The sequence below is a fragment of the Campylobacter sp. JMF_15 NE4 genome, assembly GCF_027737645.1.
In the GTDB taxonomy this organism is placed as follows: Bacteria; Campylobacterota; Campylobacteria; order Campylobacterales; family Campylobacteraceae; genus Campylobacter_B.
On the sequence record NZ_JAOVTY010000002.1, the window covers coordinates 363507 to 389832 of the forward strand.

The 26326-nt window shown below is 40.7% G+C and carries 27 protein-coding genes, 7 tRNA genes and 1 pseudogene; 19 read left to right on the top strand and 16 right to left on the bottom strand.

Annotated features, from left to right (window positions below):
* Positions 1–19 precede the first annotated feature (19 nt).
* Positions 20–1360 carry a Na+/H+ antiporter family protein gene (locus OFN98_RS06250; protein WP_270874414.1) on the bottom strand — a complete coding sequence of 447 codons (1341 nt, stop codon included), beginning with the start codon at positions 1358–1360 and terminating at the stop codon, positions 20–22.
* An 83-nt stretch (positions 1361–1443) separates the two neighbouring features.
* Here OFN98_RS06250 and OFN98_RS06255 point away from each other — a divergent pair, with 83 nt between their 5' ends.
* Positions 1444–2418 (top strand): DUF475 domain-containing protein, encoded by a 975-nt coding sequence (locus OFN98_RS06255; protein ID WP_270874415.1) that lies wholly within the window; start codon positions 1444–1446, stop codon positions 2416–2418.
* A 382-nt stretch (positions 2419–2800) separates the two neighbouring features.
* On the opposite strand, the gene OFN98_RS06260 is transcribed toward OFN98_RS06255, so the two are convergent.
* Genes OFN98_RS06260 through OFN98_RS06270 form a run of 3 tightly spaced genes read right to left on the bottom strand, consistent with a single transcriptional unit; the run spans position 2801 to position 6851 of the window.
* Positions 2801–5308, bottom strand: a complete 2508-nt coding sequence (locus OFN98_RS06260; RefSeq protein ID WP_270874416.1) for a sensor domain-containing phosphodiesterase — start codon at positions 5306–5308, stop codon at positions 2801–2803.
* A gap of 9 nt (positions 5309–5317) precedes the next feature.
* The gene (locus OFN98_RS06265; RefSeq protein ID WP_270874417.1) at positions 5318–6157 is read right to left on the bottom strand and encodes a cytochrome-c peroxidase; all 840 of its coding nucleotides are present in this window, start codon (positions 6155–6157) and stop codon (positions 5318–5320) included.
* Positions 6120–6851, bottom strand: coding sequence for a class I SAM-dependent methyltransferase (locus OFN98_RS06270; protein ID WP_270874418.1), 732 nt, complete (start codon positions 6849–6851; stop codon positions 6120–6122). Before OFN98_RS06270 ends, OFN98_RS06265 begins: the two co-directional genes overlap by 38 nt.
* Before the next feature lie 77 nt (positions 6852–6928).
* Here OFN98_RS06270 and OFN98_RS06275 point away from each other — a divergent pair, with 77 nt between their 5' ends.
* The 3 genes from OFN98_RS06275 to OFN98_RS06285 are packed head-to-tail and all read left to right on the top strand — an operon-like array spanning position 6929 to position 9406.
* On the top strand, positions 6929–7849 hold the full coding sequence (locus tag OFN98_RS06275; RefSeq protein WP_270874419.1) for a metal ABC transporter solute-binding protein, Zn/Mn family: 921 nt from the start codon (positions 6929–6931) through the stop codon (positions 7847–7849).
* The gene (locus OFN98_RS06280) at positions 7846–8610 is read left to right on the top strand and encodes a metal ABC transporter ATP-binding protein (RefSeq protein WP_270874420.1); all 765 of its coding nucleotides are present in this window, start codon (positions 7846–7848) and stop codon (positions 8608–8610) included. The genes OFN98_RS06275 and OFN98_RS06280 overlap by 4 nt, the downstream gene beginning before the upstream one ends.
* The gene (locus OFN98_RS06285) at positions 8603–9406 is read left to right on the top strand and encodes a metal ABC transporter permease (RefSeq protein ID WP_270865688.1); all 804 of its coding nucleotides are present in this window, start codon (positions 8603–8605) and stop codon (positions 9404–9406) included. Before OFN98_RS06280 ends, OFN98_RS06285 begins: the two co-directional genes overlap by 8 nt.
* Here OFN98_RS06285 and OFN98_RS06290 read toward each other — a convergent pair.
* From OFN98_RS06290 to OFN98_RS06325, 8 genes and pseudogenes are all read right to left on the bottom strand, one after another.
* Complete coding sequence (locus tag OFN98_RS06290) at positions 9350–10312, bottom strand: DMT family transporter (RefSeq protein WP_270874421.1); 963 nt, start codon at positions 10310–10312, stop codon at positions 9350–9352. The genes OFN98_RS06285 and OFN98_RS06290 overlap by 57 nt on opposite strands.
* A 3-nt stretch (positions 10313–10315) precedes the next feature.
* Positions 10316–10945 (bottom strand): DUF4197 family protein, encoded by a 630-nt coding sequence (locus OFN98_RS06295; RefSeq protein ID WP_270876639.1) that lies wholly within the window; start codon positions 10943–10945, stop codon positions 10316–10318.
* A gap of 72 nt (positions 10946–11017) precedes the next feature.
* Positions 11018–11578, bottom strand: coding sequence for a ribonuclease HII (locus OFN98_RS06300; protein ID WP_270874423.1), 561 nt, complete (start codon positions 11576–11578; stop codon positions 11018–11020).
* Positions 11571–11996 carry an RDD family protein gene (locus OFN98_RS06305; protein WP_270874424.1) on the bottom strand — a complete coding sequence of 142 codons (426 nt, stop codon included), beginning with the start codon at positions 11994–11996 and terminating at the stop codon, positions 11571–11573. The genes OFN98_RS06300 and OFN98_RS06305 overlap by 8 nt, the downstream gene beginning before the upstream one ends.
* Before the next feature lie 38 nt (positions 11997–12034).
* On the bottom strand, positions 12035–12643 hold the full coding sequence (gene pyrE / locus OFN98_RS06310; protein WP_270868621.1) for an orotate phosphoribosyltransferase: 609 nt from the start codon (positions 12641–12643) through the stop codon (positions 12035–12037).
* Positions 12644–12645: 2 nt separating this feature from the next.
* Positions 12646–13203: a ribosome recycling factor gene (gene frr / locus OFN98_RS06315; RefSeq protein WP_270858664.1), complete on the bottom strand. Its 558-nt coding sequence runs from the start codon at positions 13201–13203 to the stop codon at positions 12646–12648.
* Positions 13204–13562: 359 nt separating this feature from the next.
* Positions 13563–13883: pseudogene (secG, locus tag OFN98_RS06320) on the bottom strand (preprotein translocase subunit SecG); the annotation flags it as partial.
* Between the two features lie 90 nt (positions 13884–13973).
* Positions 13974–14675 (bottom strand): Bax inhibitor-1/YccA family protein, encoded by a 702-nt coding sequence (locus OFN98_RS06325; protein WP_270874425.1) that lies wholly within the window; start codon positions 14673–14675, stop codon positions 13974–13976.
* A gap of 165 nt (positions 14676–14840) precedes the next feature.
* On the opposite strand from OFN98_RS06325, the gene OFN98_RS06330 reads away from it, so the two are divergent.
* The 6 genes from OFN98_RS06330 to OFN98_RS06355 all read left to right on the top strand — a co-directional run bounded on the left by OFN98_RS06330 (position 14841) and on the right by OFN98_RS06355 (position 20036).
* Positions 14841–15470, top strand: coding sequence for a carbonic anhydrase (locus OFN98_RS06330; RefSeq protein ID WP_270874480.1), 630 nt, complete (start codon positions 14841–14843; stop codon positions 15468–15470).
* Positions 15439–17526, top strand: a complete 2088-nt coding sequence (locus OFN98_RS06335) for a mechanosensitive ion channel family protein (protein ID WP_270874426.1) — start codon at positions 15439–15441, stop codon at positions 17524–17526. Before OFN98_RS06330 ends, OFN98_RS06335 begins: the two co-directional genes overlap by 32 nt.
* Positions 17513–17680 (top strand): hypothetical protein, encoded by a 168-nt coding sequence (locus OFN98_RS06340; protein WP_270858667.1) that lies wholly within the window; start codon positions 17513–17515, stop codon positions 17678–17680. The genes OFN98_RS06335 and OFN98_RS06340 overlap by 14 nt, the downstream gene beginning before the upstream one ends.
* Positions 17680–18000, top strand: coding sequence for a hypothetical protein (locus OFN98_RS06345; protein ID WP_270874427.1), 321 nt, complete (start codon positions 17680–17682; stop codon positions 17998–18000). Before OFN98_RS06340 ends, OFN98_RS06345 begins: the two co-directional genes overlap by 1 nt.
* Positions 18001–18079: 79 nt before the next feature.
* Positions 18080–19075, top strand: a complete 996-nt coding sequence (locus tag OFN98_RS06350; RefSeq protein ID WP_270874428.1) for a DNA cytosine methyltransferase — start codon at positions 18080–18082, stop codon at positions 19073–19075.
* Positions 19076–19079: 4 nt separating this feature from the next.
* Positions 19080–20036: a HaeIII family restriction endonuclease gene (locus tag OFN98_RS06355; RefSeq protein WP_270874429.1), complete on the top strand. Its 957-nt coding sequence runs from the start codon at positions 19080–19082 to the stop codon at positions 20034–20036.
* 114 nt (positions 20037–20150) lie between these two features.
* Here OFN98_RS06355 and OFN98_RS06360 read toward each other — a convergent pair whose 3' ends face one another.
* Both OFN98_RS06360 and OFN98_RS06365 read right to left on the bottom strand, forming a co-directional pair.
* Positions 20151–21350 (bottom strand): molybdopterin molybdotransferase MoeA, encoded by a 1200-nt coding sequence (locus OFN98_RS06360; RefSeq protein WP_270874430.1) that lies wholly within the window; start codon positions 21348–21350, stop codon positions 20151–20153.
* Positions 21340–22653 carry an MFS transporter gene (locus tag OFN98_RS06365; RefSeq protein WP_270874431.1) on the bottom strand — a complete coding sequence of 438 codons (1314 nt, stop codon included), beginning with the start codon at positions 22651–22653 and terminating at the stop codon, positions 21340–21342. The genes OFN98_RS06360 and OFN98_RS06365 overlap by 11 nt, the downstream gene beginning before the upstream one ends.
* 90 nt (positions 22654–22743) lie before the next feature.
* Between OFN98_RS06365 and OFN98_RS06370 the strand changes: the two genes are divergently transcribed.
* The 9 genes from OFN98_RS06370 (at position 22744) to OFN98_RS06410 (ending at position 25018) form a co-directional block, all read left to right on the top strand.
* The gene (locus tag OFN98_RS06370; RefSeq protein ID WP_270874432.1) at positions 22744–23376 is read left to right on the top strand and encodes a non-canonical purine NTP pyrophosphatase; all 633 of its coding nucleotides are present in this window, start codon (positions 22744–22746) and stop codon (positions 23374–23376) included.
* A gap of 62 nt (positions 23377–23438) precedes the next feature.
* Positions 23439–24203 (top strand): hypothetical protein, encoded by a 765-nt coding sequence (locus OFN98_RS06375; protein ID WP_270874433.1) that lies wholly within the window; start codon positions 23439–23441, stop codon positions 24201–24203.
* Positions 24204–24224: 21 nt separating this feature from the next.
* Positions 24225–24386 carry a hypothetical protein gene (locus OFN98_RS06380; protein ID WP_270874434.1) on the top strand — a complete coding sequence of 54 codons (162 nt, stop codon included), beginning with the start codon at positions 24225–24227 and terminating at the stop codon, positions 24384–24386.
* Positions 24387–24465: 79 nt separating this feature from the next.
* Positions 24466–24542: transfer RNA gene (locus OFN98_RS06385), tRNA-Pro, on the top strand.
* Positions 24543–24547: 5 nt separating this feature from the next.
* Positions 24548–24624: transfer RNA gene (locus OFN98_RS06390), tRNA-His, on the top strand.
* 5 nt (positions 24625–24629) lie between these two features.
* Positions 24630–24706: transfer RNA gene (locus OFN98_RS06395), tRNA-Arg, on the top strand.
* A 16-nt stretch (positions 24707–24722) separates the two neighbouring features.
* Positions 24723–24799: transfer RNA gene (locus OFN98_RS06400), tRNA-Arg, on the top strand.
* A 47-nt stretch (positions 24800–24846) separates the two neighbouring features.
* A tRNA-Leu gene (locus tag OFN98_RS06405) sits at positions 24847–24931 on the top strand.
* 12 nt (positions 24932–24943) lie between these two features.
* Positions 24944–25018: transfer RNA gene (locus OFN98_RS06410), tRNA-Asn, on the top strand.
* Between the two features lie 85 nt (positions 25019–25103).
* Here the strand turns inward: OFN98_RS06410 and OFN98_RS06415 are convergent.
* Positions 25104–26111 (bottom strand): hypothetical protein, encoded by a 1008-nt coding sequence (locus OFN98_RS06415; RefSeq protein ID WP_270874435.1) that lies wholly within the window; start codon positions 26109–26111, stop codon positions 25104–25106.
* Between the two features lie 59 nt (positions 26112–26170).
* Positions 26171–26246, bottom strand: a tRNA-Val gene (locus OFN98_RS06420).
* Between the last annotated feature and the right edge of the window lie 80 nt (positions 26247–26326).

The following is a 26326-nucleotide window of genomic DNA, read 5'->3' on the forward strand; positions in this document are numbered from 1 at the left end:
AAAATTTAACCCTAAAAATTTATAAAATTATCGCAAAAATTACGCCAAAGATGATTAGCGGGATATTAAAAAATATAAATGTCGGCACGCAAGTATCCCAGATATGGTTATGCTCGCCGTCGATGTTTAGCCCAGCAGTAGGGGCTAGTGTGCTATCGCTGGCTGGACTTCCAGCGTCCCCCAGACCTGCTGCCACACCGATGATAAAAATCGTCGCAGCCACGCTAAATCCAAGTTCGGCTGCTAGCGGACAATAAATCGTCGCGATAATCGGAATCGTGCCAAAGCTAGATCCGATTCCCATTGTTACAAGAAGCCCTATGCCTATCATTAGCACCGCACCGCCGATTTTGCCACCGCTTAGGCTAGCCACTGCGCTTACTAGCTCGCCCACACCGCCTGTTTCTTTGATAATCGTGCCAAATCCGCCAGCTACAAGCATCAAAAACGCGATGTATCCTAGCATATGCACGCCTTGGTCGAAAATGCTATCTAGCTCGCCCCATGGAATACCGCCTAAAAGTAGCATTGTAAGGATTCCAGCCAGAGCAGCAAAGGGCATTGAGCCAGCGTCGATTTGGATTACCATGCTAAGGACAAGTTGAGCGATGAAGCACACTATAATCCCAGCTAGCACGCCCCACTCTCGTTTTTGCATTTTAAACTCCTCAAAATGCGCCTCAATGCTCTCTTTGGTTTGAGTATAGCTTCGTGGCTTGCGGTAGTAAAGCATGGCTAAAATAAGGCCAATTACCATAGGTATGGCACTCATCCACATGACACTAGCTATATCACTGATACCCACATCCATGCCGTTTTTGCTCATCTCTTTTTGGATAATTCCCATAAAAATCAGACCAAACCCCACAGGAAACGCCATATACGGGGTTTGCAAACCAAATGTCAGTGCGCAGGCTATGGCGCGGCGGTCGAGTTTTAGTGAGTTCATAATCTTTACAAGTGGCGGGATTAGTATCGGGATAAATGCGATATGAACAGGGATTAAATTTTGCGATAAACACGAAATAAAGGCAATCATAGCGATGAAAATAAATTTTTTATCGCTGATAAATCCAGCTACGCTTCGCACCAAAATCGCCGTCAAATTTGTCCGTGCTACGGCACTTGCGATGACACCAAGCAGGATATACGATAGCGCAGTTTCCAAGTTTCCGCCCATGCCGACACTGCCAGTTTGTGGGTTGCCGTTGATGAAATAGCCTATGGCGTCCATTAGCGGGATATGGCTAGTCAGCACCGCGCAAATCGCGCTGATTAGGATAGCTAGCATGACATTACAGCGAAGCAAACACAAAATACTCATCAAAAGTATGCTTAAAAACACTGGGTTGCTTAACATTTTTTGCCTTTGTGTGAAATTTGGGCAAATTATATTAAATTCAAGGCAAATTTACGCTAAAATCGCTCAAAAAAAGGAAAAATTTGCGTTATTTTTATTCATCATTTTTTATATTTTTTGTAGCTGTTTTGGTAGGATTTTGGCTAGGCGGGTTCGCTGGGGCGTATATTTGCGCGCTTTTATCGATTTTAGAAATCAGCCTTAGCTTCGATAATGCCGTGGTAAATGCCAAGGTCTTAACGGATATGAACGCGATTTGGCGCAAAAGGTTTATCGTGTGGGGCATACCTGTGGCTGTTTTTGGTATGAGGTTCGCATTTCCGATTATCATCGTAAGCGCTGCTTCGCATTTGGGGCTTTTTGAGAGCCTAAATTTGGCACTAAACAACCCTGCGCGATATAGTGAAATTTTAGAAGAAAACAAAGATGGCATTTACATTTTTGGCGGGGCGTTTTTGATGATGGTGTTTTTGAGTTTTTTCTTCGACGATGAGGATAGAGAGCCTTGGATACGGGTTTTAGAAGAAAATGCTTTGGTAAGAAGGCTCAAAAATTTCCCAAAATTTGAAATTTTACTCGCTGTGGTTTTAGGCGCAGTTTTGGCTGTTTTAATCCCCTCAAAAACGGCGATTATCGCATATTTTAGCGCGATAATTTTGTTTATTTTGATAAAGTCGTTTGATAAAATTTTCAGTTGCAATGGCGTTAGAAACGGCCTAAACGGCTTTATTTACCTCGAAATGCTGGACGCTAGTTTTAGCTTTGACGGCGTGATTGGGGCGTTTGCGTTAAGCAACAATATCTTTATCATCATGCTAGGACTTGGGGCTGGGGCGATGTTTGTGCGCTCACTCACGATATATTTGGTCGAGCGTGGCACGCTGGCGAAGTTTATTTTTTTAGAACACGGCGCACATTATGCGATTGGCACGCTTGCAGCGATTATGTTTATCAAGCTCGAATTTGAAATCAGCGAGGTGATAACCGGCACACTGGGGATAATTTTTATTTTTTCTGCCTTTGTTTGCTCGATTTTGTATAACAGAAAAAATGGGTAAAATTCTGCAAAAATACTGACCTTGAATTTTATACTTGTAGATTGCCACGAATTTTGCTTACGCAAAATTCTCACAATGACAGATTGAGCGTATTGTTTGATTTGTCATTGCGAGGAGCTGTGAAACAGCGACGAAGCAATCCAGGGAAATTTAAATTCAAAATTCTACTTAAATTTTGCATTGAACGATTTTTTAAATTTTAAGCAAAATTTTGCTTTTCTCGTAAGGGGGAGGGCGCGCTTTTTAGGAGACGCTACCCTCCCCCTTACCAACCCCCACCCCTGTAAAACCTTAGAAGTGGCTAAATTTAGAAAAACTTCGTTTTTCTAAATTTAGCTGATTTATTCAACTGAAATGCTTCGCATTTCCTTGCAAATATAGCTTACACGGCGATTTTTGATGGTTCCATTGGTTTGCTGTAAAAAAATCCTTGCATGTATTTTATGCCCATGCTCTCCAAAATGGTCGAAATTTGGTGATTTTCGACATATTCTGCGATGATTTCGTAATTTCTGTTTTTCGCAAAGGCTGTGATAGTCTCCACGATCGCGCGCGAGCTCTCGTCTGCTACGATATCTTTGATGAGTGCGCCATCGATTTTGATGAAATCTACATCGAGCGTCAAAACGCGGTAGTAGTTCGAATACCCCGAGCCAAAGTCGTCGATAGCTATCTTGCAGCCGCGGTTTTTGGCTGTGGCGATAAACTTTCGCAGGCTATCGTAATCGTCGAATTCCTCGCTCTCTAAAATTTCGATAAAGAGATTTTTCGCGTTTTTTGCCTTTGCTAATTTTTCCTCCAAAAGTGCGCGAATTTCGTTGTTTGCGATATCGAAAAACGACAAATTTATACTAAATTTCGAATTTGGGAAATTTTCGATTAGCCTAAATGCCTCCTCGATTACGATTTTTGTCAGCGAAGTGTAAAGTGAGGCCTGTTTTGCGACATCCATAAACTCGCCCGGGTGCCTAACCCTGCCAGAATCATCGATTAGACGGATTAAAATTTCATAGACAAGAGGGACGAAATTTGTCCTTTGCGTGCCGTATTCCCTGCCGTTTGGATCTGATTTTGAGATATCGAAAATCGGCTGGACTAGCACGAAGACATGGTTTGTTTTGATTGCTTGCTGGATTGTATTTATCATAAGCTGGTTTTGGGCGTATTTTAGCTCGATTGGGTTGTTTGGGCGGTAATATTCCAAATTCTCGTTTTTTTGCTGTGCTTCATACATCGCCATGACCGCTTGAAACACCCTTGTAGCGCGATTATTGTCTTTGTTGCTACTTACGCCAGCCACGACATTTATCGTTACGCTTATGTCGCCAGCTTTGGTTGCGATTTTGGTCTGTTGGTTTGTAAATTTTGCGATGATTTTGCGCACATGATTTGCGACAATAATTCTATTATCGATATTTTCTTTGCTAGCTTTATGAACGGGATAAAATAGGCAAAATTCATCGCCTTGCATACGAAATGGCTGGGCTGGGATTTGTTCTGTGGCCAAAAACAAATCAAGCGACCTTGCAAATACCTTTATGATTTGGCTAGTAATATCGCTAGAATAAAATAGTCTAAGATTATCAAAATTTGCGATTGTTAGGTAGATGATATAGCCTTCTATCTCTGGTTTGATTATCCTTTCATTTAGGGCTAGTTCGCTACCGAAATTTGTCATTTTATCGACATAGCCTTGTTCGAGCAGGGTTTGTTCTGCTGCTGCTAGGCTAGCTTGCATGGCTTCGCTTGGGCGCATATCTTTGATGAAAACGCCATAGTGCGGGTATTTGGACTTTTCGTCTAATTTTGAGAGCTTTATTTTGGAGTTAATCGGCGTGCCATTTTTATCTAGCAAACGCAGCTGCTGTGTGAAATATCCAATCTTATCGCTTTCTTCTTTAAGTTTTTTTTCGAATTTGGCATGGTCCTCGCTAGCTGCGATTATGCCGATATCCTTGCCTTTTAGCTCGTCTAGTTTGTAGCCAAACATTTCGGTTGCTTGCTTGTTAGCGTAGGTGATTTGAAATTTATGATTTAGCAAAAACACGGCGTTTTCGTCCCTATCGACTAGGGCTTTGTATGGGCGGAGTTTTTGTTTTTTGCTGATTGCGTCTGAATTTACCATGTAGGTAATGAGCAAAAATGTCAAAAATATCGCGGTAAAAACCATAGTCATTTCGGAAAATGAGTTGTAAAATTCGGCGTTGAAATTCGCAAATTTTTCCCTTAGATCCTTGAATTTGCCGTTGATTGCGCTTTCATTTCGCGTGATAATCAAATTTAGCTTAGTGAGATTATCAAGCACCAAATTTGCGTTTTTTAAGAAATTTTGCTCGGTTAAATTTTGCGGAGTTATGTATTTGATTTTTTCTTTTATGGCGTAAATTTCGGTATAGTTATTGTAGTTTAGTTGCGTGATTTGTGAGAAAATATTTACCACTTCGTAGCGTGAGTTTGGGTTGATGTATTTTTGCTCTATCGCGTGCAAGATGACGCTATTTTGCGAATTTAGCGCGCCTAGCTCGTCGATGAGTTTGATTTTTTCGGCAAAAGCTGTTTTTAGATACTCGACATCATTGCTAAATGAATTATCCAAAATCAGCGGATTTTGCCCCAGCGTATCTAGGGTGTTATACACGACTTTCATATTTTCGTTAATCGAGCTAAAATCGCGGCTAGGTTTATCAGAGGCAAAGAGCGTATTTAGCCTAGTGTTCGCGTCATAAATCATCGTCATTTGGCGCGTTACGGCGTTGTAGTCGGAGACATTTTTTAGCGAGATAAAGTAACTTAGCGCGAAGCTAAGGCTTATTATCATGATAATACTCATGATTATCCAGTTTATGGTGTCTTTACTAATTTGGTTAAAATTTGAAAATAGTTTTTTCATCATAACTCCTTATAATGTCGCCAAAAAATCCAGCAAATTTTGCAAATCATCATCATTTAAGCTGTAATCAAACACATCGCGGAACAAAAATTTAATCGAGCGCGCTAGCGAATACTCGCCGTTTATGTAAGGGGCTGTTTTGGTGATATTTCGCAGGGTCGGCACTCTTTTGTAAGTGTGGCTTCGATAGTTTGCAATCCTTGTGTTTGGGTTGAAATTTAGGTTTTTATTAGGCACTTTGGCGTATGAGTTGGTGCCTAAATTCGCGCCGTTGTGGCAATACGAACACAGCTCGATAAAGAGCAAATAGCCCTTAAATTCGCTTTCGCTGAATTTTTCCTCATCGCGCAAAACGCGGTCAAATTTAGAATTTATCGTGGTTTTTGATTTCAGATACTCGCCCAAGGCATCGACGAAATTTTCGAAATTTGCCTTGCCATAGAGCTTTTTAAATTCGCGTTTATAGGCTATATTTTGGGTGATTATTAGCTCGATTTTCTCTTTTGATGAGGCTAACTCTTTGGGGCTTAAAACCGAGGTTTTAATGCGCTCATTTAGGCTAGGGAAAAAGTTTCCGCCCGAGTATCGCTCGATATAATAAGCGTTTAGGATTGTGGGGATTTCGCCATTTCGCACACTAGCGCCCGATGAGTTTAGGTATAGATTGTGGCAGCTATCGCAAGAGCGCTTTTGCTCGCTAAATTTAGCGTCGCGGTAGAGCTTCATACCAAGGCTAGCTTTTTCGGGGCTAAACGCTGGCATTTTTAGCGGTGTGAAAATATCATCGCAAATGCCTAAAATAGGGACAATACTAAATAATAAAAGCTTTGAAAGTAGCGTTGATTTCATCTGTGATAATCCCATTTTTTACCTGTTTTTCCAATAGATTTTCTAGCGCCTTTTCGCTGATATTCGCGCCATTTACCCCCAAATGCCACAGTGCATTTTGCACTGCTTGGCTTAAATTTCGCCTTTGTATGCGCCTTTCGCTAATCTCGCGCGATTTGTAAGGGATATTTTTGTTTTTTAAATTTAACTCGAAATTTTGCGTGGTTAAATTTAGACTAGATTTTTTTATCCCAAAATGCGCGAAAATCGGCGACAACATCGAGGAATTTCGCTCGCTCGCCCAATTTACATAAATTTTGCGTTTTGCTAGGTTTAAAAACATATCAAAGTCCTGCTTAGTGCGCAGTGCAGGGCTCATACTCAAAAACGCAATGTCAAATTTAAGCTCATTTTTCTGGGTAAAACTGGCAAAATCATCGTTTATGATTTGCTCTACATTAATGCCGTATTTTTGCGCGCTGTTTTTAAGAGCGCTAAGCATTGCCTTCGCGCTATCAAGAGCGTAAAGCCTAGCGCCCAAAGTAGCGATATATAGCGAATACACGCCGGTTCCTGCGCCTATGTCAATGACGCTTTTGCCTGCAAAATTTATGCCCTCATCTTCAATAAATTTAAATAAATTTTGTCCAAATTCATTTAAATTTGTATCGAATTTAGCGTAAGTTTCGGCTTTTTTGTCCCAGATATTTTCCATAACGACCTCAAATTCTCGCAATAATACCAAAATTTCTATTATAAATGATATAATCGTCAGTTTTACAAGGAGAATTTATGAAAATTTTGCCCAAATTTTTGATAATCCCATTTTTATTTAGCGCAAATTTCGCCCAAGATTTGGCGCAAATTAGCGTAACAATCGAGCCTGTGAGATATTTCGCGCAAAAAATCGCAGATGATGATTTTGTGATAAAAAGCATCGTGGATAAGAGCGCCGATCCTCACACATACGAGCCCAAACCCGCCACAATGCGTGATATCGCAAAGAGCGTGGCGTATTTTGGCATAGGCACGGAGTTTGATGAGGTGTGGTTAAAAAGGTTTAGCGCAAACGCTAGCGGGGTGAAATTTTATGATTTAAGCGCAGGGATAGAGAAGGTAAATTTTGAAATTTTGGGCGAAACGCACGAGGAAGTTGGCGAGGGTGATACTCACGCTGAAAAACACGAGGAGCAGGGCGACCGCGCCGAGCACGCCCACGACGGAGCTGATCCGCACATTTGGCTAGATCCGATTTTGGTAAAACAAATTTCGCAAAATATCGCTAAAAATTTATGCGAATTAAATGGCGCAAACTGCGCCAAATACGAGCAAAATTTGGCTAAATTTGAAGCTGAATTAGACGAGCTTCACGCTTACGCGAAGCAGAATTTATCAAATTTAGCTGGGGCGAAATTTATCATTTACCACCCCACACTTGGGTATTTCGCGCGCAGGTATGAACTCATACAAATCGCAGTCGAGCAAGGTGGGGGCGAGCCAAAACCAGCTGATTTGGCGGATTTGATAAAGCTAGCAAATGATGAAAAAATCGGCGTGATTTTCACTAGCCCGCAGTTTGCAAGCAAGGCAGCGCAAATCCTAGCCACCCAAACAGGCGCAAAGCTCACACAAATCGATTTTTTAAGCTATGAGTGGCAAAGTGAGCTTAAAAAATTAATAGATGAAATCTCGGCTGCGGGGGCGCAAAAATGAGCGCCGTAAAGCTTAGCAACCTTTCGTTTTCTTACGAAAAGCGCCAAATTTTAAATTCGATAAATTTAGAGTATGAAATCAACGATTTTTTATCAATTTTTGGCCCCAATGGCAGTGGCAAAAGCACGCTTTTGCGCCTGATTTTGGGACTTTTAAGGCCAGATAGTGGCAAAATCGAGGTGCTTGGCAAATCCCCGGTTGCTGCTAGGAAGCAAATTGGCTATGTGCCCCAATTCATCGCTATTAACAAAAGCTTTCCAATCAGCGTGGCTGATGTGGTTTTAATGGGGTTAATAGATAAAAAAATTTTTGGATTTTACACCAAAAAAGATCGCCTAAAAGCCCTTGAAGCCTTGGAGCGAGTGGGTATGAGAGAGCTAGGCGAGGCGAAAATCAGCGAGCTAAGTGGGGGGCAGAGACAGCGGGTCTATATCGCGCGCGCTCTGTGCGCAAATGCTAAAATTTTGCTTTTGGACGAACCTTTGGCTAGTATCGATACTATGGGGCAGGTGCAGATTTATGAACTGCTAAAAAGCCTAAATTCAGAGGGCACGGGCATTATTATGATTAGCCATGATCTAAATTTGGCGTTAAATTACGCAAATCGCGCTGTTTATGTCAGTGGTGGCTCGCTTCACATGCACAGCGTGCATCCGAGTGGGAGGGCGAAGTTTTTAAAACACCTGCGCGAGGAGCATGGACATTTTTGCTCGGTCGAGCTTGCGCTAAATGATTGCCACTGCGGGGACGAGCATGAGTGAAATTTTGGCTTTGGAATTTATGCGAAATGCCCTAATAGGCGCACTTTTAGTCAGTGTGATTTGTGGCGTGATAGGTTCGCTGATCGTTATAAATAAAATGAGCTTCATCGCCGGTGGAATCGCGCACGGGGCGTATGGTGGGGTCGGTATGGCGATATATTTTGGATTTTCGCCACTTTTGGGCGCGAGCGTGTTTTCGCTACTTTTGGCTTTGATAATCGCTTATATCACGGCCAGAAATAACGAGCGATTTGACGCCATAATCGGCGCAATTTGGGCTTTTGGTATGGCTCTGGGGATTATTTTTGCTGACCTTGCGCCGGGTTATAAAAGCGATTTGATGAGCTTTTTGTTTGGCTCGATTTTGGCTATTGATAGCGCGACCTTGAATTTCACTCTCATTTGCGACGCCGTTTTTGTGCTGATTATAATCTGCTTTTATAGGCAGTTTTTGGCGATTAGCTTCGATAGGGAGTTTGCCACGCTTCGTGGGGTAAATACGAGCGTGTTTTATTATGTTTTGGTGATAATGGCGAGCTTTGCGATTGTGAGCGCGATCCAGATTGTAGGGCTGATACTAGTCATTTCGCTGATGACGATCCCGCCATTTATCGCGGAGAAAATTTCGAAAAATTTAGGCATTATGATGATAAGTGCTGTGATAATTTCTGCGATTTTTTGCCTTAGCGGGCTAGCGCTAAGCTATTTTTACAATCTCACAAGCGGTGCGGCGATAATTTTAATCGCTTCGGTCTGCTTTTTCGCCACTGCGCTTATTGCGAAATTTCGCGCTTAAAATCCCGCCAAGCTCGCTTAGTAAAATTCCGCCTAGTATCAAACCTGCGCCCGTGATTTGAAGTGGGCTTAACTTTTCGCCAAAAATATATCCCAGCACGCCAGCCCCAAGTGGTTCGAGTGTGAAAATAAGCACCGTTTTAATCTCGCTGACGCCCTTTTCTTGGGCTAGTGTTTGGATAAAAAATGCAAAAACAGTGGCGAAAATCGAGGTTAAAATCAGGGCGAAAATAAAGTCAAATTTGAAGGAAAATGTCAAATTTCCGATTAAATTTATGGAATTTGCGAAATTTTCGTGCGGTGTGGAAATCGCGGCAAAAAGCGTGCAAACACTCACGCAAACAAACTGCATCACCACAAAGCCGTGCAGGTTGCACCTCCTAGCGCAAACGCCGGTAAATACGATGTGTAGGGCATACATAAAGGCAGAAATCAGCGTGAGTTGCTCGCCAAGGTTAAAGCCAACCTTGCTAGCCCCACTTAGAAAAAATAGCCCCAAAACTGCCACTCCTGCGCCTAAAAATGCGAAAATTCCGACACTTTTGCGAAAAAACGCATACATCATAAATGGCACCATAATGACATTAAGCCCCAAAATAAAGGCTACCGATGATGATAGAGTGTAGCGTAGGGCAAAGGTCTGGCAGGTAAAGTCAAAAAATAGCATTAGCCCGCAAAAAATACCGAAAAATATGGTTTTTGTGTCAAATTTAGGCTTAAATTTCAGGCTCGCTAGATACATAAAAACGCTAGCGAGCAAAAATCTCCAAAACAAAAAGCTAAAAATATCAGCATTTGCAGTGGTGCGCTGGACGGGGATAAATGTGCTACCCCAAATCAGCGCGACGCAAATTAGGGCAAGCTCCCAAATAAGGGTTGAATTTGGCTGGTTAAATTTAGCGCGCATAAGCTAGCGAATAGTTTTTAAGATATTAAAAACCGCCTCTGTGCTGTTGCGAAATTCGCGCTCGTGGGCGACTAGTTTATCAAAGGCGTCGTTTAAAAACTCGCTTGTAAATTCGTTCACAAAATCATCGCCGATCTCGCTTCCTGTGGCGTTTTTGTAACTTTTGGCAAAGCTTGTGTCACTGGCAAGGTTTTCGATATTTGGGCGCAAGGCGGCGTAAATTTCATTAAAGGCATTAACTCTCATATAATGCGCTAGGCTTAGCTCGCCACGCATTATGGCCTGCGTGGAGTTTTCGTCCATAGCTGAGATTTTGGTTTGCAAAATTTGCTTTAAATTTGGGATTGCAGGGGTTAGGCTTTGGGTTAGCGAGCGACGCATGGTGTGCGCAGTAGGGGAGTTTGGGCTCGTTTTTTTGGCGATGAAATTCGGCAAATCCAGCTCGTATTGCGTTATGCCTGATTTGGCGTATTCTCTCGCGGCGCGCTCGATGAGCGAAGAAAGAGAGCGTTTGAAATTTTCGCTGTCGCCGACATTGGCGCTTATCATCACATCTAGTCCCTTTACAGCGACTTCTTCCCAACTAGCCATTAAAAAAAATGGCGCGAAAATCAAAATAATTTTTTTAAGCAAAATTTGCCCCCATAAAAAATTTCGCTATTTTATGGCAAAAAATTTAATGTTTATTCAATACGATTTAAAATTTTAATCAAAAAGTGTCGGCTCTAAGGCTTTGAGGCGGTATGATTTGCGGTGAAATTCTGTGTAGCCAAATTTTTTAATCGCCTCGATATGGGCTTTTGCGCCGTATCCTTTGTTTTTTGCGAAGCCGTATTGTGGGCAAGCTTTTGCGATTTCTCTCATTTTGCGATCTCGCGTAACCTTCGCTAAAATCGAGGCTGCGCTTACCTCTGCGATTTTAGCGTCAGCCCCCACCATAGTGCGAAATCCACTTGCGCCAAATTTGGAATTTCCGTCAAAAATAATGTCAAAATTTTGCTCCCCAAAGTGCGCCACAATCTCTTCAAGCGCAGTTTTTAAACACGCGCTAAGCCCCATTTCATCGACATCAGCGCTAGAAAATTCGACTATTTTAAAATTTGAGTTTTTAACGATTTTTTCAAATAGTTCTTCGCGTTTTTTTTCGCTTAGTTTTTTGCTGTCATTTAGCCCTGAAATTTGGGCATGCAAAACACAGCCTGCCACGCACAAAGGCCCTGCGATACAGCCTCTGCCAGCCTCGTCTATACCGCAAATCTCAGCCATTTTCGCTTTTTCTCACGGCTGCTGTGTGGGTTAGGATATCGTGCAGACAGAGTCTGTCTTTGCGAAAAAAGCAAATTAATAACCCAATCATGCTAAATCCCGCCAAAATAAAGCACAAAAAGCGCAAAAATGCGCGAAAAAATGAAATTTTGCGCCCTGAACGAAGATCGATAAGATAGATATTTGAAAATTTATAGCCAGGGCTTTGGGCTGATTTGGCGTAAAAAACCGCGCAGATTGCCCCGTAAGCTAGCCAGATTAGTGCGATTGCGATTTGGTTACTTTGAAAAGCCTCTTTCGAGCCCAAAACAAGGTAGGTCGTGATATAAAAAAGTGGCATTGCGATAAAAAAGATATCGACGATAAAGGCCTTTACGCGTAAAAACACTGGCGCGATTACCGCTTTTTGCTTTGCCACTTAAATTTCCTTGAATAAATTTGGATTTCGCGCGAAATTTAGTTTCCGCGCGAACCAGGTTTAATCGCCACGCTTCCGTTTTTGCAAAGCGGACAAGAGCTAGGCTCGTAAATTTCGAAGCTGAAATTTCCAAGCGTAAAAAGTGGTTTATCAAATGGGAGTTTGCAACTTTCATGGCGCGAGTTGCCTAAATTTGCCACTGCGCAAAATCCGCGGTTTGCAAGGGCTGCAAAAGCTACAACCTCGCCACCAAGGCTCTCGATGATTTTTGCACTCTCTAAGGCAGAGCCTCCCGTAGTGATGATATCTTCGCAAATGACGAATTTTTCGCCCTTTTTCACTTCAAAACCGCGTCTTAGGCTCATAACCTTTTCGACACGCTCAGTGAAAATAAAGCGTTTGCCTGCTTGCTTGGCTAGCTCGTAACCAGCCAAAATTCCGCCAAGGGCTGGCGAGCAGACGCTATCATAGCTAATGCCGGCATCTTTTATGACGCCCGCTAGCTGGCTTGCTAACTCCCCGGCTAGGGCAGGGTTTTCTAAAACTTTCGCGCTTTGGAGATAGTATTCGGAGTGGTTCCCGCTACTGAGCAAAAAATGCCCGTGCAAATACGCGCCGTTTTCTTTGTAAATTTTTTCGATTTCCATTATCAAACCTTCAATAACTCTGCCTCTTTGGCTTTTACGGTTTCATCGATTTTGGCTGAGTAGTTATCGGTGATTTTTTGCACTTCATCGTAGCCTTTTTTAGCGTCATCTTCGCTAATAGCTTTGTCTTTTTCTAGTTTTTTAACCTCGTCGTTCGCGTCTTTTCTGATATTTCTAATGCTGATTTTTGCCTTTTCGCCCATTGCTTTGGCTTTTTTGGCGTTTTCTTGTCTTTGTTCTACCGTCATCGGTGGGAAAAACAGCTTCACAGCCTCGCCGTCGTTGTTCGGATTTACGCCGATATTTGCCGCTGCAATCGCGCTTTCAATCGTTTTTAGCATTGGTTTTTCCCAAGGTGTGATTGTGATCGTAACAGCGTCTGTTGCCAAAACGGTAGCGACTTGATTGAGTGGAGTTTGGCTTCCGTAGTAATCAACCGTAATGTGGTCTAGGATATTTATATTTACCTTGCCGGTGCGAAGTGTCCCAAAGTCCTTTTTAAGGGCTTCAATAGCTTTGTCGCAGTGCGATTTCTGGTCTTTATAAATAGAGTCTAACATTAAAATCCTTTTAAGAAAAATTTGTGAATTGTAGCGTAAAAAAAATAAGAGTTGCATTTAAAAATGCGAAATTTGACATTTTTAAATGCAAAAATTTAGAATTATTTTGATTGGTTTTGATCGCTTAGAGTTTTGAGAGCCTCTGTGGCGTTGCCCTCGATTGCTGCGCCAAGCTCGCTAGCTTTTTGTTCGATTTTTTCGCTAGCTTGTGAGATATTGTTTTCTGCGCCCTCTATGCTTTGTTTTACAGCTTCTACTGCCGCGCTAGCGTTGTTTTCAACTGCTTCTGAAATTTTTTCTGCTCCACTTTGCAAAGCATTAGCGGCGTTATCAAACGAAGGTTTTACATTTAAGCTATTTGCCTTTGGTGCGCTTGGCACGGCTGGCACGGCGTTTTTCGGCGCTTCGCTTTGTTTTTGTTCTACTTTGACGCGGTCGATTACTGATGATTTTGCGTCTTGTTGATAAAAATATGCCAAAGCAAGAGTGTTTGCCACAAATAAAATTCCCATAAACGCTGTAAATTTAGCCAAAAATCCAGCAGGTCCCTTTGCGCCAAATAGGCTTTCGTTGCTTCCGCTATATGCGCCAAGACCGATAGATGAGCTTTTTTGTAACAACACGGCGATTGTTATTACGATAGCAAAAATTACTTGTAAAACCAAAAATAAAGTAGTCACAATATTAACCTTTGAAAAAAATTGAATTTGGCATTATAATGAAAAAAATATAAATTTTAAGTTAAGGGCGCCAAATTTGCGCCCTAAATTTTAATCCCTGTTTGCAAAGCCAAGGATATTTAGAAGTGACATAAAAAGATTGTAGATATTTAGATACATACCCACAGCTGCCATGATTGGCGAAGTATAGACGCCGTTGATGATATTTTTAGTATCATAAATGATATAAAATGAAAACAAAAGCGCGCTAAAACCAGAAATTCCCAAGCTTACAAGCGAACTTTTGAAGAAAAAGTAGTTCAAAAATCCGATGATAATCACAGCAATTAGCGAGATAAATAGCGGTTTGCCCCAGCTATCGACATTGACTTTTGAGTTCATCGCATACACAGTAAGTGCGCCAAATGTAACCGCAGTAGCCACGAAAGCTTGCGTTACCACGCCACTCATACCAGCACCGATATAAAGCGATAAAACCTTACCTAGCGTAAGACCTGTGATAAATGTAAAGGCAAAAAGCAAAACCAACGCAAGGCTGTTAGCTCCGCGATTGACGGCAAATTGCATTGCAAAAATCAAACCAATCATCAAAATAAAATATAGCAACGGATTTAGCCCCATTGCTACGCCTGTGCTCATCGCTACATACGCACCAGCGGCGGCTGCGACCATAGAAGCTGTTAAAAGAGCATAAGTTTCTTTGATGAGTTTGCTAACTCTGCCTTGCTCTAATGGCGCATCGTAGCTCGCGTCGTATTCGCTAGTAAGATGATTTCTATCGTAAAGACTCATTTTCTCTCCTTTTTTTAATTTTGGGTAGGGAGTTTAGCAAAATTTTACCAAATATATAATAAATAGCTAAAATTTTTTCTATTTAAAAAAGCAATATATAATCAGCCGTTTTTTAAAAAGGAGAGAATTTTGGCTGAACAACTAATCAATGGTGCAATTAAATTTATGGAAGAAAACTACGCCGAGCACGCCGAGCTTTTTAGCTCTTTGGCAAATACGCAGACCCCGCACACGCTTTTTATCGGGTGTTCGGATTCGCGCGTGGTGCCAGGGCTCATAACTTCGACAAAACCGGGAGAGATGTTTGTAGTGCGAAATATCGCAAACATCGTCCCACCATATCGCGTTAGTGATGATTTCGTCGCTACCACAGCGGCTATCGAATACGCGCTGAATGCCTTGCAAATCAAGCAAATCATCGTTTGCGGACACAGCAATTGTGGCGGTTGCGCGGCGCTGTTTTATGACGAGGCAAAACTACAAAAAACCCCAAATGTGAAAAAGTGGATAAATTTGATGTCTGGGGTAAAAGATCAAATTTCAAAGCACTGCGCCAACGATAAAGCTAAAAGAGAGTGGCTAGCCGAGCGATTAAATATCGTAAATTCGATACGAAATCTGCTAAGCTACCCAAATGTCAAAGAGGGTTATATGGCAGGTGAGATTAAAATTTTTGGCTGGCACTATATCATTGAAACGGGCGAAATTTTCAACTACGACCCGCACAATGACCATTTTGCGCTATTAAACAAGGATTATGACTATGAAAAAATTTCTCATCAGCTTTTTGATTAGTGCGCTTTGCCTAAATTTTATCTACGCAGAAGCGAATAAAAGTGACCAAAATTTAACCGAGCAAAATTCGAGCCAAAGCGCAGTTCCTGCGCCAAATTTAGAAGAGAAAAAAAAGGAAGTTGAAGAGTTTTTGAGCGAGGTTTCAGGGGGCGATGCGAACAAAAGCGAAGTCTATGATATGATCGTAAATAAGGTCGCACAAAACGAACTTAACGCAAACGAAACAAACGGCGCAAATTCCTTTTACCGCGTGGTAAATGAGATAAAAGAGATAAATAAAAAAATCCTTGCTATCTCGCCAAAAGGCGAAGCCAACGCCACAGATAGCTCGCTAAAAACTCTCAAAGAAAACAAAGCAAGGCTTTTAGAGAGCGTTCCTATGGCGATTACGAATAATACGCTAAGCAGGGAAGGGCTTTTAAAATACGCTGAGATTAAGAAAAATATCGAAGATACGCTGGCAAAATTTGCGAAAAAGCAAAATTCTATCGAATATGTAAGCGCGGCGGTTAGTGCCGATAGAATGGCGCTTGGGGATATTTTTTATCAAGAAATTTTAAAACTTGATAATCTTTTTGTAAATGGTGCGAGCAAAGATGAGCTAAAAATGAGCTTAGAGGACGCGCTTAGCAGGATTTCGGAGTATTCGCTAGATAAAACTTCCAAGCTCAAAGAAGCCCTAAAATCGCAAGAAGATGCCGAAAATTTCGTGGCTAAATTTAGCGAGCTTAAAAATGATAAAGCAACTTACGAGGAAATTTTATCCTATCTGCACTCAAATGCCGATTTACTCGCGTCCAGCGTGATTTTTACTAGCCTAAATTTCAAATCCGCAATCGATAGCATAAATGAAATTTCCCCTATCAAAGATAGACGCATAAATTTCGGCAAAATCGTGCTAATTAGCGCGATAATGCTCTTTTTCTACTCGCTTCGCAGGGTGCTAGCGAATTTGATTTATTTCGTCTTTAAAATCATCAATCGCTCCACAGCCATTGATAAAGAAACCATAAAAGAGCAGGTCGTAGCCACGATAAAACGCCCGCTTGGCGTGCTTTTGATAGCGTATTCGATAGATATTTCGCTGGTGATATTTTTCTATCCAGCCCCTGTGCCGATAAGGTTTGCTAGCATTTTGTCGATAATCTATGTCATTTTGTGGGCGTGGGTCATCATCGAAATCATCGACGGATACGGCATAATCGTGCTAGGAAATATCGCTAAAAAGGGCGTTAGAAAAGATGTTATAAATTTGGTTATCAAAATTTTATATATCATCGTAGTAATAATTGCTCTTTTGCTTATCCTAAAACGGCTAGGTTTTGATGTCAGCGCGATACTAGCCTCGCTTGGAATCGGAGGTTTGGCGATTGCGTTTGCGACTAAGGATATTATCGCAAATTTCTTCCAATCAATCATGCTTTTGTTTGATAATTCCTTCTCGCAAGGCGATCATGTCGTAGTGGGCGACATAGAGGGCACGGTCGTGGAGACTGGGTTTAGAAAAACCACGATTAGAACCTTTGACAATGCCCTTGTTTTCGTGCCAAATGCAAACATTATGGCGCAAAATATCAAAAACTGGAACCGCCGCAAGGTCGGCCGCCATATCAATATCATCGTGGGTGTAACATATTCTGCCAGATCAGAACAGCTTAGAAAGTGTATCGAAGATATCAAAGAAATGCTAAAAGCGCACCCAAGAATCGCTCAATCTGGCGATAGTGCGACAAATTCGCGCGATTTTCGTATGCGCTCACGCCAAAACATGGTCTCAATCGACGATCTAGCGGGCTATAAAAGCACGATGAATGTGGTGCTCGATAGCTTCGGCGATAGTTCTGTTAATATCTTGGTGTATTGTTTCACAAAAACCGTTATGAGAGATGATTATTTGCAGATTAAAGAGGATATTTTGTTTAAAATCATGCAGATTGTCGAGAACAACGGGCTAGAATTTGCCTTCCCGTCGCAGAGCTTGTATGTTGAAAAATTACCAAAATTTGATTATGATAACCCGAAATTTAGTGAAGGAGGAGATGATGAGAGAGTTTGACGAAGACTTCGAAGAATACGAGGATTTAGACGATTACGATGAGGATATAATCGAGGGCGAAGAGGGCTATAACTACGCTTATGACGAGGACGATTATAGCTATGATGATGGCGAGGGGCTAAACTACAACAACATCGACGGAGATGATTACTAATGAGAAAAATCGCTTTAATTTGCGCGTTTTGCGCCTGCGTTTTTGGCGCAGAATTTACGCCGATGAAGGTCGCGCCCCAAAAGGCAGAACAAATCATGCAAGATTTGCATAAATCGCTCGAAGCTTGCAAAGACGGCGCGCGCATAAAGGCTTTGAGCAAGGAGCTTGAAAAGGCGCTATTTCCGCTAGAAGACCTTGATTTTGCGCACGAATACGATCCGGCTCAAATCGACGAGCTTCGCAGGATCGATCGCGAAAATAAGGCATTTTTGACCAAATTTGCGATAACTTCTAGTTGCAAACTTAGTGAGATTAAGTAGGAGTTGATATAAAAATCTGCTTGCGTAGAGTTGTATTGGTTTAGTAGATTAATAAAAGTATTTGTTTTATGGATAATATATGAAAATAATTAGTTTGTTTAGTGGTTGTGGCGGACTTGATTTGGGTTTTGAAAAAGCTGGTTCAAATATTGTTTTGGCAAATGAATTTGATAAAACAATTTGGCAAACTTACGAAATAAATCACCCAAAAACAAAACTTTTAAAGTGTGATATTAAAAAAATAAACACAGATGAGTTGCCAAAAGATATTGACGGTATTATCGGCGGACCGCCGTGTCAATCTTGGAGTGAAGCAGGTGCTTTGCGTGGTATTGATGATGAACGGGGAAAATTATTTTTTGAATATATTAGAATTTTAAAGGCTGTAAAGCCAAAATTTTTTCTTGCCGAAAATGTTAGCGGAATGCTCTCAAAAAGACACGAAACGGCAGTCAGAAATATTTTAGATTTGTTTGAAAAATGTGGCTATGAAGTAAGCGTAAATTTGGTAAATGCAAAAGATTATGGCGTTCCCCAAGAGCGCAAAAGAGTGTTTTTTATAGGTTTTCGTAAAGATTTAAGTGTGAATTTTAGCTTTCCGCAAGGCTCTACTAAAAACAATAAAGATAAAATTGTTTTAAAAGATACTATTTTTGATTTACAAAATACAGCATTACCAGCATTAAAAAATAATAAACACAATCCAAATTCTATAAATAATAATGAATATTTCATAGGCTCATTTTCGCCTATTTTTATGAGTAGAAATCGCGTAAAATCGTGGAACGAACAGGCTTTTACTATTCAGGCTTCCGGTAGGCAGTGCCAAATTCACCCACAAGCTCCAAAAATGGTTAAATTTGGTAAAAATGATTGCAGATTTGTAAGTGGCAAAGAGAGTTTATATAGGCGATTAAGTGTCCGAGAGTGCGCTAGAATTCAAGGTTTTAGTGATGATTTTAAATTTATTTACGAAAGCATAAACGACGGCTATAAAATGATAGGAAACGCCGTTCCTGTAAATTTGGCGTATGAAATTGCAAAATCCATAAAAAATGCAATAAAAAAAGGATAATTTTATGAGTAATAAAAGTAATAATCAAGGCAGAGCCTACGAATATGCTTGTATTGTATCGCTAGAAAAACAGATAAAAGATTTAAATAAAAAAGTCCAAATTCTTAAAGATAGTAATTTTAAAAGACTACAAAAAACTTGGCAACTGATAAATTTAGACGAGCAAAAACTCTATATGAAAAGCGCAGCCACAATGTGTGAGGCTATTTTTGATAGGGAGCCAAATATTTTAGATAGTGACGATGAGATTGTTTTGAGTTCTCAATCCGACAATGCAGGAAAAAATGGCGATGTAAGAGATATTTTGATACAAAGAAAAAATATCTCTTGGGTAATTGGGCTAAGTGTAAAACATAATCATTTTGCTGTAAAGCATAGCAGATTATCAAAAGAACTTGATTTTGGTGAAAAATGGTATCAAATTCCTTGTTCTGACAAATATAAACAAGATATAAAAGGAGTTTTTGAATTTTTACAAAACAAAAAAGGCTTGTTTTGGAAAGATTTGAAAAATAAAGATGAAATTGTTTATAAAACGATTTTAACGGCATTTAAAAATGAAATTTTAAAACAATATGAAAAAAATAAAAATATTCCTAAATTTTTAGTTGAATATCTTATCGGCAAATTTGATTTTTATAAAATTATAAGTATCGACAATAAAAAAATCACACAAATTCAAAGTTTTAATTTACGCGGAACGCTTAATAAAAGTTCAAATTTAAATAAACCAAAAATTATAGTTCCGATTGCTTCTTTGCCGACACGCATTGTAAATTTTGATTTTAAACCAAACAGCAAAAACACACTAGAACTTTATTTGGACGGCGGTTGGCAATTTAGTTTTAGAATTCATAATGCTTCAAGCAAGATTGAAACTAGTTTAAAATTCGATATTCAAATAATCGGACACCCTGCGAATTTGGTGGTTGTTGATTGTATTTGGAACAATAATCAATAAGCGAAATTTAAACTCAAATTCCCAAAATTTAGAATTTGCAAAAATCATATTTCAAAGCGAAAATTTAGATATTTTAACTAATAAAATTTGGGAAAATTTGAAATAATCAAAACCTCACCACCTTGGTATTTGCAAAATTTTCACCACAGAATTTGCGCTTAAATTTTGCTCTGCGATTAGCAGGGCAGAATTTGGGCCAAAATTATTCAAAATCGCGCTAGATCCTTGCTTTTTACCCGCAGTAGAGATAAAAATTTGCCCATTTTGGACGCTGATATCGCCAAGAGCAAACTCCAAAAACGGCGATTTTTTCGCATAATCGTTGCTTAAAATCGCGCTACTCTCGCACCCGTCATCAAGCCCAAATTTCGCGCTCAAAAACGCACGCAAAAACAAAAATCCAGTCACAATGCTAGAAAGCGGAAATCCAGGCAGCGCAAAGATAAATTTCTCGCCAAATTTGGCGATTTTGACATGGCGACCCGGTTTTATGGCGACTTTATCGACTAGGATTTCGAAATTCTCCCTCACCAAAGCCTTCATAAAATCATAATCCCCCATGCTCACTCCGCCACTTGTAATTACGATATCAGCGCGCGTGAGTGCGTCAAAAACGGCGCTTTTTAGGGCGTCTTTATCGTCGCTGATGATTTGCTCGCTCACCACTTCAAATCCCATTGCACGCGCTAAATTTAAAAGCGCGAAGTTGTTTGAGCTATAAATTTGCGCCTCGTTTTCTAAGCTCTCGCCCGGGCGTTTGATTTCGCTTCCAGTGGCGATTATAGCGACTTTTGGGCGCGCAAACACTGCCACGCTAGCCATGCCTAGCTCAGCCAAAAGCGCAATGCTTGCAAAATTTAGCCGTGAGTTTGCGCTTAGTAAAACCTCGCCCTTTTCGTAGCTCTCGCCGATTTTTCGCACGGCAAAGCCAGTAGGGACAGGATTGTCGATTATGATTTCATCGTCGCAGACGCTGACATTTTCCACAGGCACGAGAGTATCCGCGCCCTCCGCCATAATCGCTCCTGTGAAGGTTTTGATGCACTCGCCAGATTTTGGGGAAGACATTGGCATGCTTCCAGCAGGGGTTTGCGAGATGACCTTAAATCTCGCCCCGCACGCTAAATTTGCGCTATTTAGCGCGTATCCGTCCATGGAGGCGGTAGGGCGCTCTGGCTTGGCAAATGGCGCGCGAATTTCATCAGCTAAAATTCTCCCCAAAGCCTCGTTTAGGGGCAAAATTTCGCTCTTTTTCTCGGGCGCGACGCTGGCTTTAAACCTCGCAACCGCGCTTTGCAAACTCTCAAACTGCATCGGTGGCTCCTAGCAAATTTTTAATCTCTTCTGTGCTTATGATTTTTGAATTGTATTTGACGACGAAATTCTCGCCGTTTTCGTAAATTTCGACAATCCCAGCCTGCCCACTAATGGCGCTAAAATCGAAATTTAGCGCTTTATCAAAATATAAATTTTTAAAAATTTTCGGATCAGGCAGAGCTAAAATCATCGCAAACCACACCGCCCCAAGCACTGCCACGACTAGCCCGATACCCAAAATGCCGACCCAGCCATACGCCACTCCGCCACACACGCCCCCGATAAAACTGCCAAAAAACCCAAACGAAGTGAAAATTCCAAGTGCTTCGCCGCGGTTTGCGGTTTTGGCGAATTTCGACGCGAGGCTCTGCATAATGGGCTCGTGCGCGTTAAATCCAGCGAAAAATATAATCACGCCAAAAATAAAAAAATAAGGGTTGTTCGCAAAGGCAAAAATCAAATACGAAATAATAAAAAATAAAATTCCAAGAAGTAAAATTTGCTTTGAAAGTCCGTGTTTTTCGCCCATTGCGCCACTTGCGCCCATGGATAAAAAGCCAAAAATCATAGCTATGCCATAAACTTTGATAAATTCGTCTTGTGCGAAGCCAAATTTTGAGTGAAGCATTATGGGGATTAGGAAAAATGCGGTCGTCATAAAGGCTTTTTGGAAAAAATTGCTTAAATTTAGCAAGGATAAATTTTTATCTCGCAAAAGCGCGAGTGAGGATTTTTTGGGCATTTTGGAGCGAATTTTGGGTTCAGCTGGCACGAGAGAAAATAGCAAAATCAGGCAAAAAATCGTCAAAATGACACTTAGCCAAAAAAGGCTTGCCAGCCCAAATTTCGCGCTCAAAACCGGGCTTAAAATCATCGCCGCGCCAAAGGCACAGCCTATCATCGCGCCCATTATCGCCATTGCCTTGCCTCTGTTTTCTTCTGTGGTAAAATCGCTAATCAGCGCCGTAGCCACGGCTCCGATAGCCCCACAACCCTGCACAAATCGCCCCAAAATCATAGTGTAAATGTCGCTAGCAAACGCGCAAATCACAGATCCTGCGATAAAAATCACAAGGCCGATTGCGATAGTGTTTTTGCGCCCGATTTTATCGCTAAGCGCGCCAAATGGGGTCTGCAAGAGCATTTGCATGATCGCATACACGCCGATTAAAACGCCGACTAGTTTTTCATTGGCACCGCGAAGCTCCAAAGCATAGTAGCTAAGCACCGGAAGCAGGATAAAAAGCCCAAAAAAGCGGGTCGCTGCGATAAAACTAAGTGGCAAAATTGTATTTAACATCGAAAGCCTTAAAGATTATTTTTGTCCGTGATTGTAGCTAAAATTTTGTCAAATTTGGATAAAATAAGCGTTTTTACGCAAGGATTTGATATGAAAATTTTAGTAGCCACTGGCAACAAAGATAAGCTTAACGAGATTAGAGAATTTTTCAAAAACGACGAAATTTACGGGCTTGGCGAGGTTTTAGAGCCTTTTGAAATCATTGAAGACGGCAAGAGTTTCAAAGAAAATGCGCTGATAAAGGTGCGCGCGGTCTATGAGAGGCTACTAGCGCGAGACCTGCACCGCGAATATCTCGTGATGAGCGATGATAGCGGGATTTGCGTGGATATTTTAGGTGGTGCACCTGGGATTTATTCGGCTAGATTTAGTGGCGAGGGCGCGACGGACGCTAGCAACCGCGCGAAACTAGCTAGCGAGCTAATCGCGCGTGGCGTGCGTAGCTCGGGCGCGCACTATGTGGCTGCAATCGCGCTGAAATCGCACTTTGGCGAATACTGCACGCACGGATTTATGCACGGCGAAGTGATTTGCGAAGAGCGCGGGGAAAATGGGTTTGGGTATGATTTTATGTTTATTCCGCGTCGCTACGAGGAGCTTGGAGAGGGCGATTTGGGCAAAACCATAGGCGAGCTTTCAGCGCGCATTAAGGGCGAAATTTCGCATCGCTGTCGAGGACTTGCGCTAATGAAAATTTTGATAAACTCTTTTAAAAACATCTGATTTATAAAATTTAAAATTTCAGTATCAACGATACTGACCGAGATTTTATAAAAGGATTAAATTTGGAAAACGAAAATTTAGAAAATAAACCAAACATTAAAAAATCAAATTTGCGAGATTATGATGAAAATCCGATAATTATGAAAGATGAATTATCAAATGCGAAATTTTTGAGTATCATTTTTTTAATTTTATTAGGACTTGCTTTAATAATTAGAAAAATATTTTTTTCTCAATATGACACTGTTTATAGCAATGGTAGTTCGCTTTTTATTATTCCGTTTCTTACTTATATGACTTTAAAAAATACTTTTAGAAACCTTGAAAAAGACGCACAAATTCACTTTTATAATGATTATATAGTTAAAAAATTAGAAAACGGTATTGAAAAAAGAATTGCAATATCTCACTTGAAAAATATAACAAAAAGCATTTCATCAATGTTGCCAAATGGTTTTATTGGTGAAAAAATAGAAAAAGCTATTCTTATTTATTGTGGATTATTTTTCGTTTTTGTTTTAGCTTTGATTATATATAGAGGCGAATTTAAAATACTGATTTTTATATCACTTTTTACTTTTTCAGTTTTATATTTACCACAATTTATAATTCATCGCAAATATGGCGGTTTGAAAGATAGTTTTTACGATGTCATTTGGCTACAAGATAAAGACGGCAAATTTTTTAATTTTATGGTTAGTTCGGATAAACAATACAATGAAATTAAAAAGTATTTATTGGTTAAAACAGGCAAGAGTTTAGATAAGGCAGAAAAGAAATTTTTTCTGCCTATATCTTGGTTTAAAGATAAAGATTTATTAAATTAAACTTTTGTTAAATGAGACGATATGAGTAGAGAAAGTATTGCGAAAGCAGAACTAGACAAGGCAGAAGCTAGACTTCTTAAAAATTCAAATTTGACAAAGGAAATGTTGCAGACATTTTTATCATCGCATTACTTGAAATTTACCCATAAATTCGTCATAAATAAAATTCTTTCTAAATTTTAAATTTTTAAGCTAAATTTCATTGACAAAATTTTAAAAATTATATATAATCAAGTTTCCTTTTTCAATCCACATCATTTATCGGAGCGTAGCGCAGTCTGGTAGCGCATCTGGTTTGGGACCAGAGGGTCGAAGGTTCGAATCCTTTCGCTCCGACCATTGTGGTGAGTTTAGCTCAGTTGGTTAGAGCATCAGATTGTGGTCCTGAGGGTCGTGGGTTCGATTCCCACAATTCACCCCACTTTCGCGCTCGTAGCTCAATTGGATAGAGCAACAGACTTCGGATCTGTAGGTTGAAGGTTCGACTCCTTTCGGGCGTACCACTGATTTGTTTTTTATGCGCTCATAGCTCAGCTGGATAGAGCAACGGCCTTCTAAGCCGTAGGCCTCAGGTTCGAATCCTGATGGGCGTACCATTTAAGCTAGCATTAAGAGCTTTTGGCTATAATGCGCTTTCTTTTTTGCGGATGTGGTGAAATTGGCAGACACGCCAGACTTAGGATCTGGTGCTTTACGGCGTGAAGGTTCAAGTCCTTTCATCCGCACCATTTAATACTCGTTCCGGATTAGCTCAGCGGTAGAGTAGGCGGCTGTTAACCGCTTGGTCGCTGGTTCGAATCCAGCATCCGGAGCCACTTTATCTTATGAAATCCCCATTTTATCGTAGTTTGTGAAGTTTAAGGAAACTAATTGACCCATAATTTGACCTTTTTTAAAAATTTATTTCTCACCAGAGCGCATGATATTCATCAAATTTGTCTTATCTGCTTGATTAAAGCACTCTTCGCTGATTTTGCCGTTTTCGAAGTCGCTGTTTAATTTCGCTCTAAGGCGAGTGAAAATTTCATCTTTCGAGCCGATATTTATGAGATTTTGGACTTGTGCGAAACCTTGCACTACCTCATTGCCTCTGTCTCTGTCGATAGCGATTATATTGATTTTATCTGCGAAACGCTCCGCTATATGCGCTAGTCCAGTGCCCAGATTGCCTTGTATGCTCGACATCACCGCGATACTACTGCCTCTGCCGTATGCCTCAAATCGCGCAAAAGTGTTTTTTAGCGCGCGTTCTGGGGCGATATGAAGAACGCAGATCGTGACATTTAACCCATTTTGTAAGCATTTTTCGATTTTGGCGATACTTGGGGCTGGGTTTGCTAGCTGTCCTTCGAAAATGAGTTTGATATCTGGGTTGGACATAAAATTTTTTACGCTAGCGCTTTTGCCAGCACCCGGGATTCCAGTGATAAAAACAGCCTCTGTTTTGCTCTCCTCGCGGGATTTTAAAATCTCATCAAACTGCGTCGCGCCCAAAACCGCCGAAGTGTTATGCAAGGCGTCATTTACAAGTGCTCTGTCGTTTTTGCGCACCCATGCCATAAACAGCTCCTTAAAGGTGTCTGAGCAAATGTAGCGTCCATGCGCGCTATCGGCGAATTTAGCGTAGTTTTCTAAAATGTATGCTGTGAAATTTGAGGCTAAATTTATGGCATCGGTTTGAATTTTTGCCAAAAATTCATTGTGCGAAAAGTCGAGTTTTGTGATTTGGCTTATTAAATTTACGCTGTTTTGGCATGGAATTTGGCTGTAAATTTTATCTATAATCTCTGGCGCAATGCCCTTATACAGGCGTGCTTCGACCTGCGCGCGATATTGCGTATCATCGCTCATTTTGCTTAAATGTTTGCTTACATTTTGCCACATTTTTAGCTGTTTGGCATTTAGCATGGTTTTCCTTTAAATCGCACAGATAAATTTGAAATATTTGAAATTAAGGCTCGATTAAATGGTGGTCCCGATTGGACTCGAACCAACGACTTCCACCATGTCAAGGTGACACTCTACCAACTGAGTTACGGGGCCAAAAATAAGAGTTTGCATTATACCAAAAAAAGCTAATATAAAATTTAAAAAATGTAAAATTTAATCAAATTTGCCAAAAT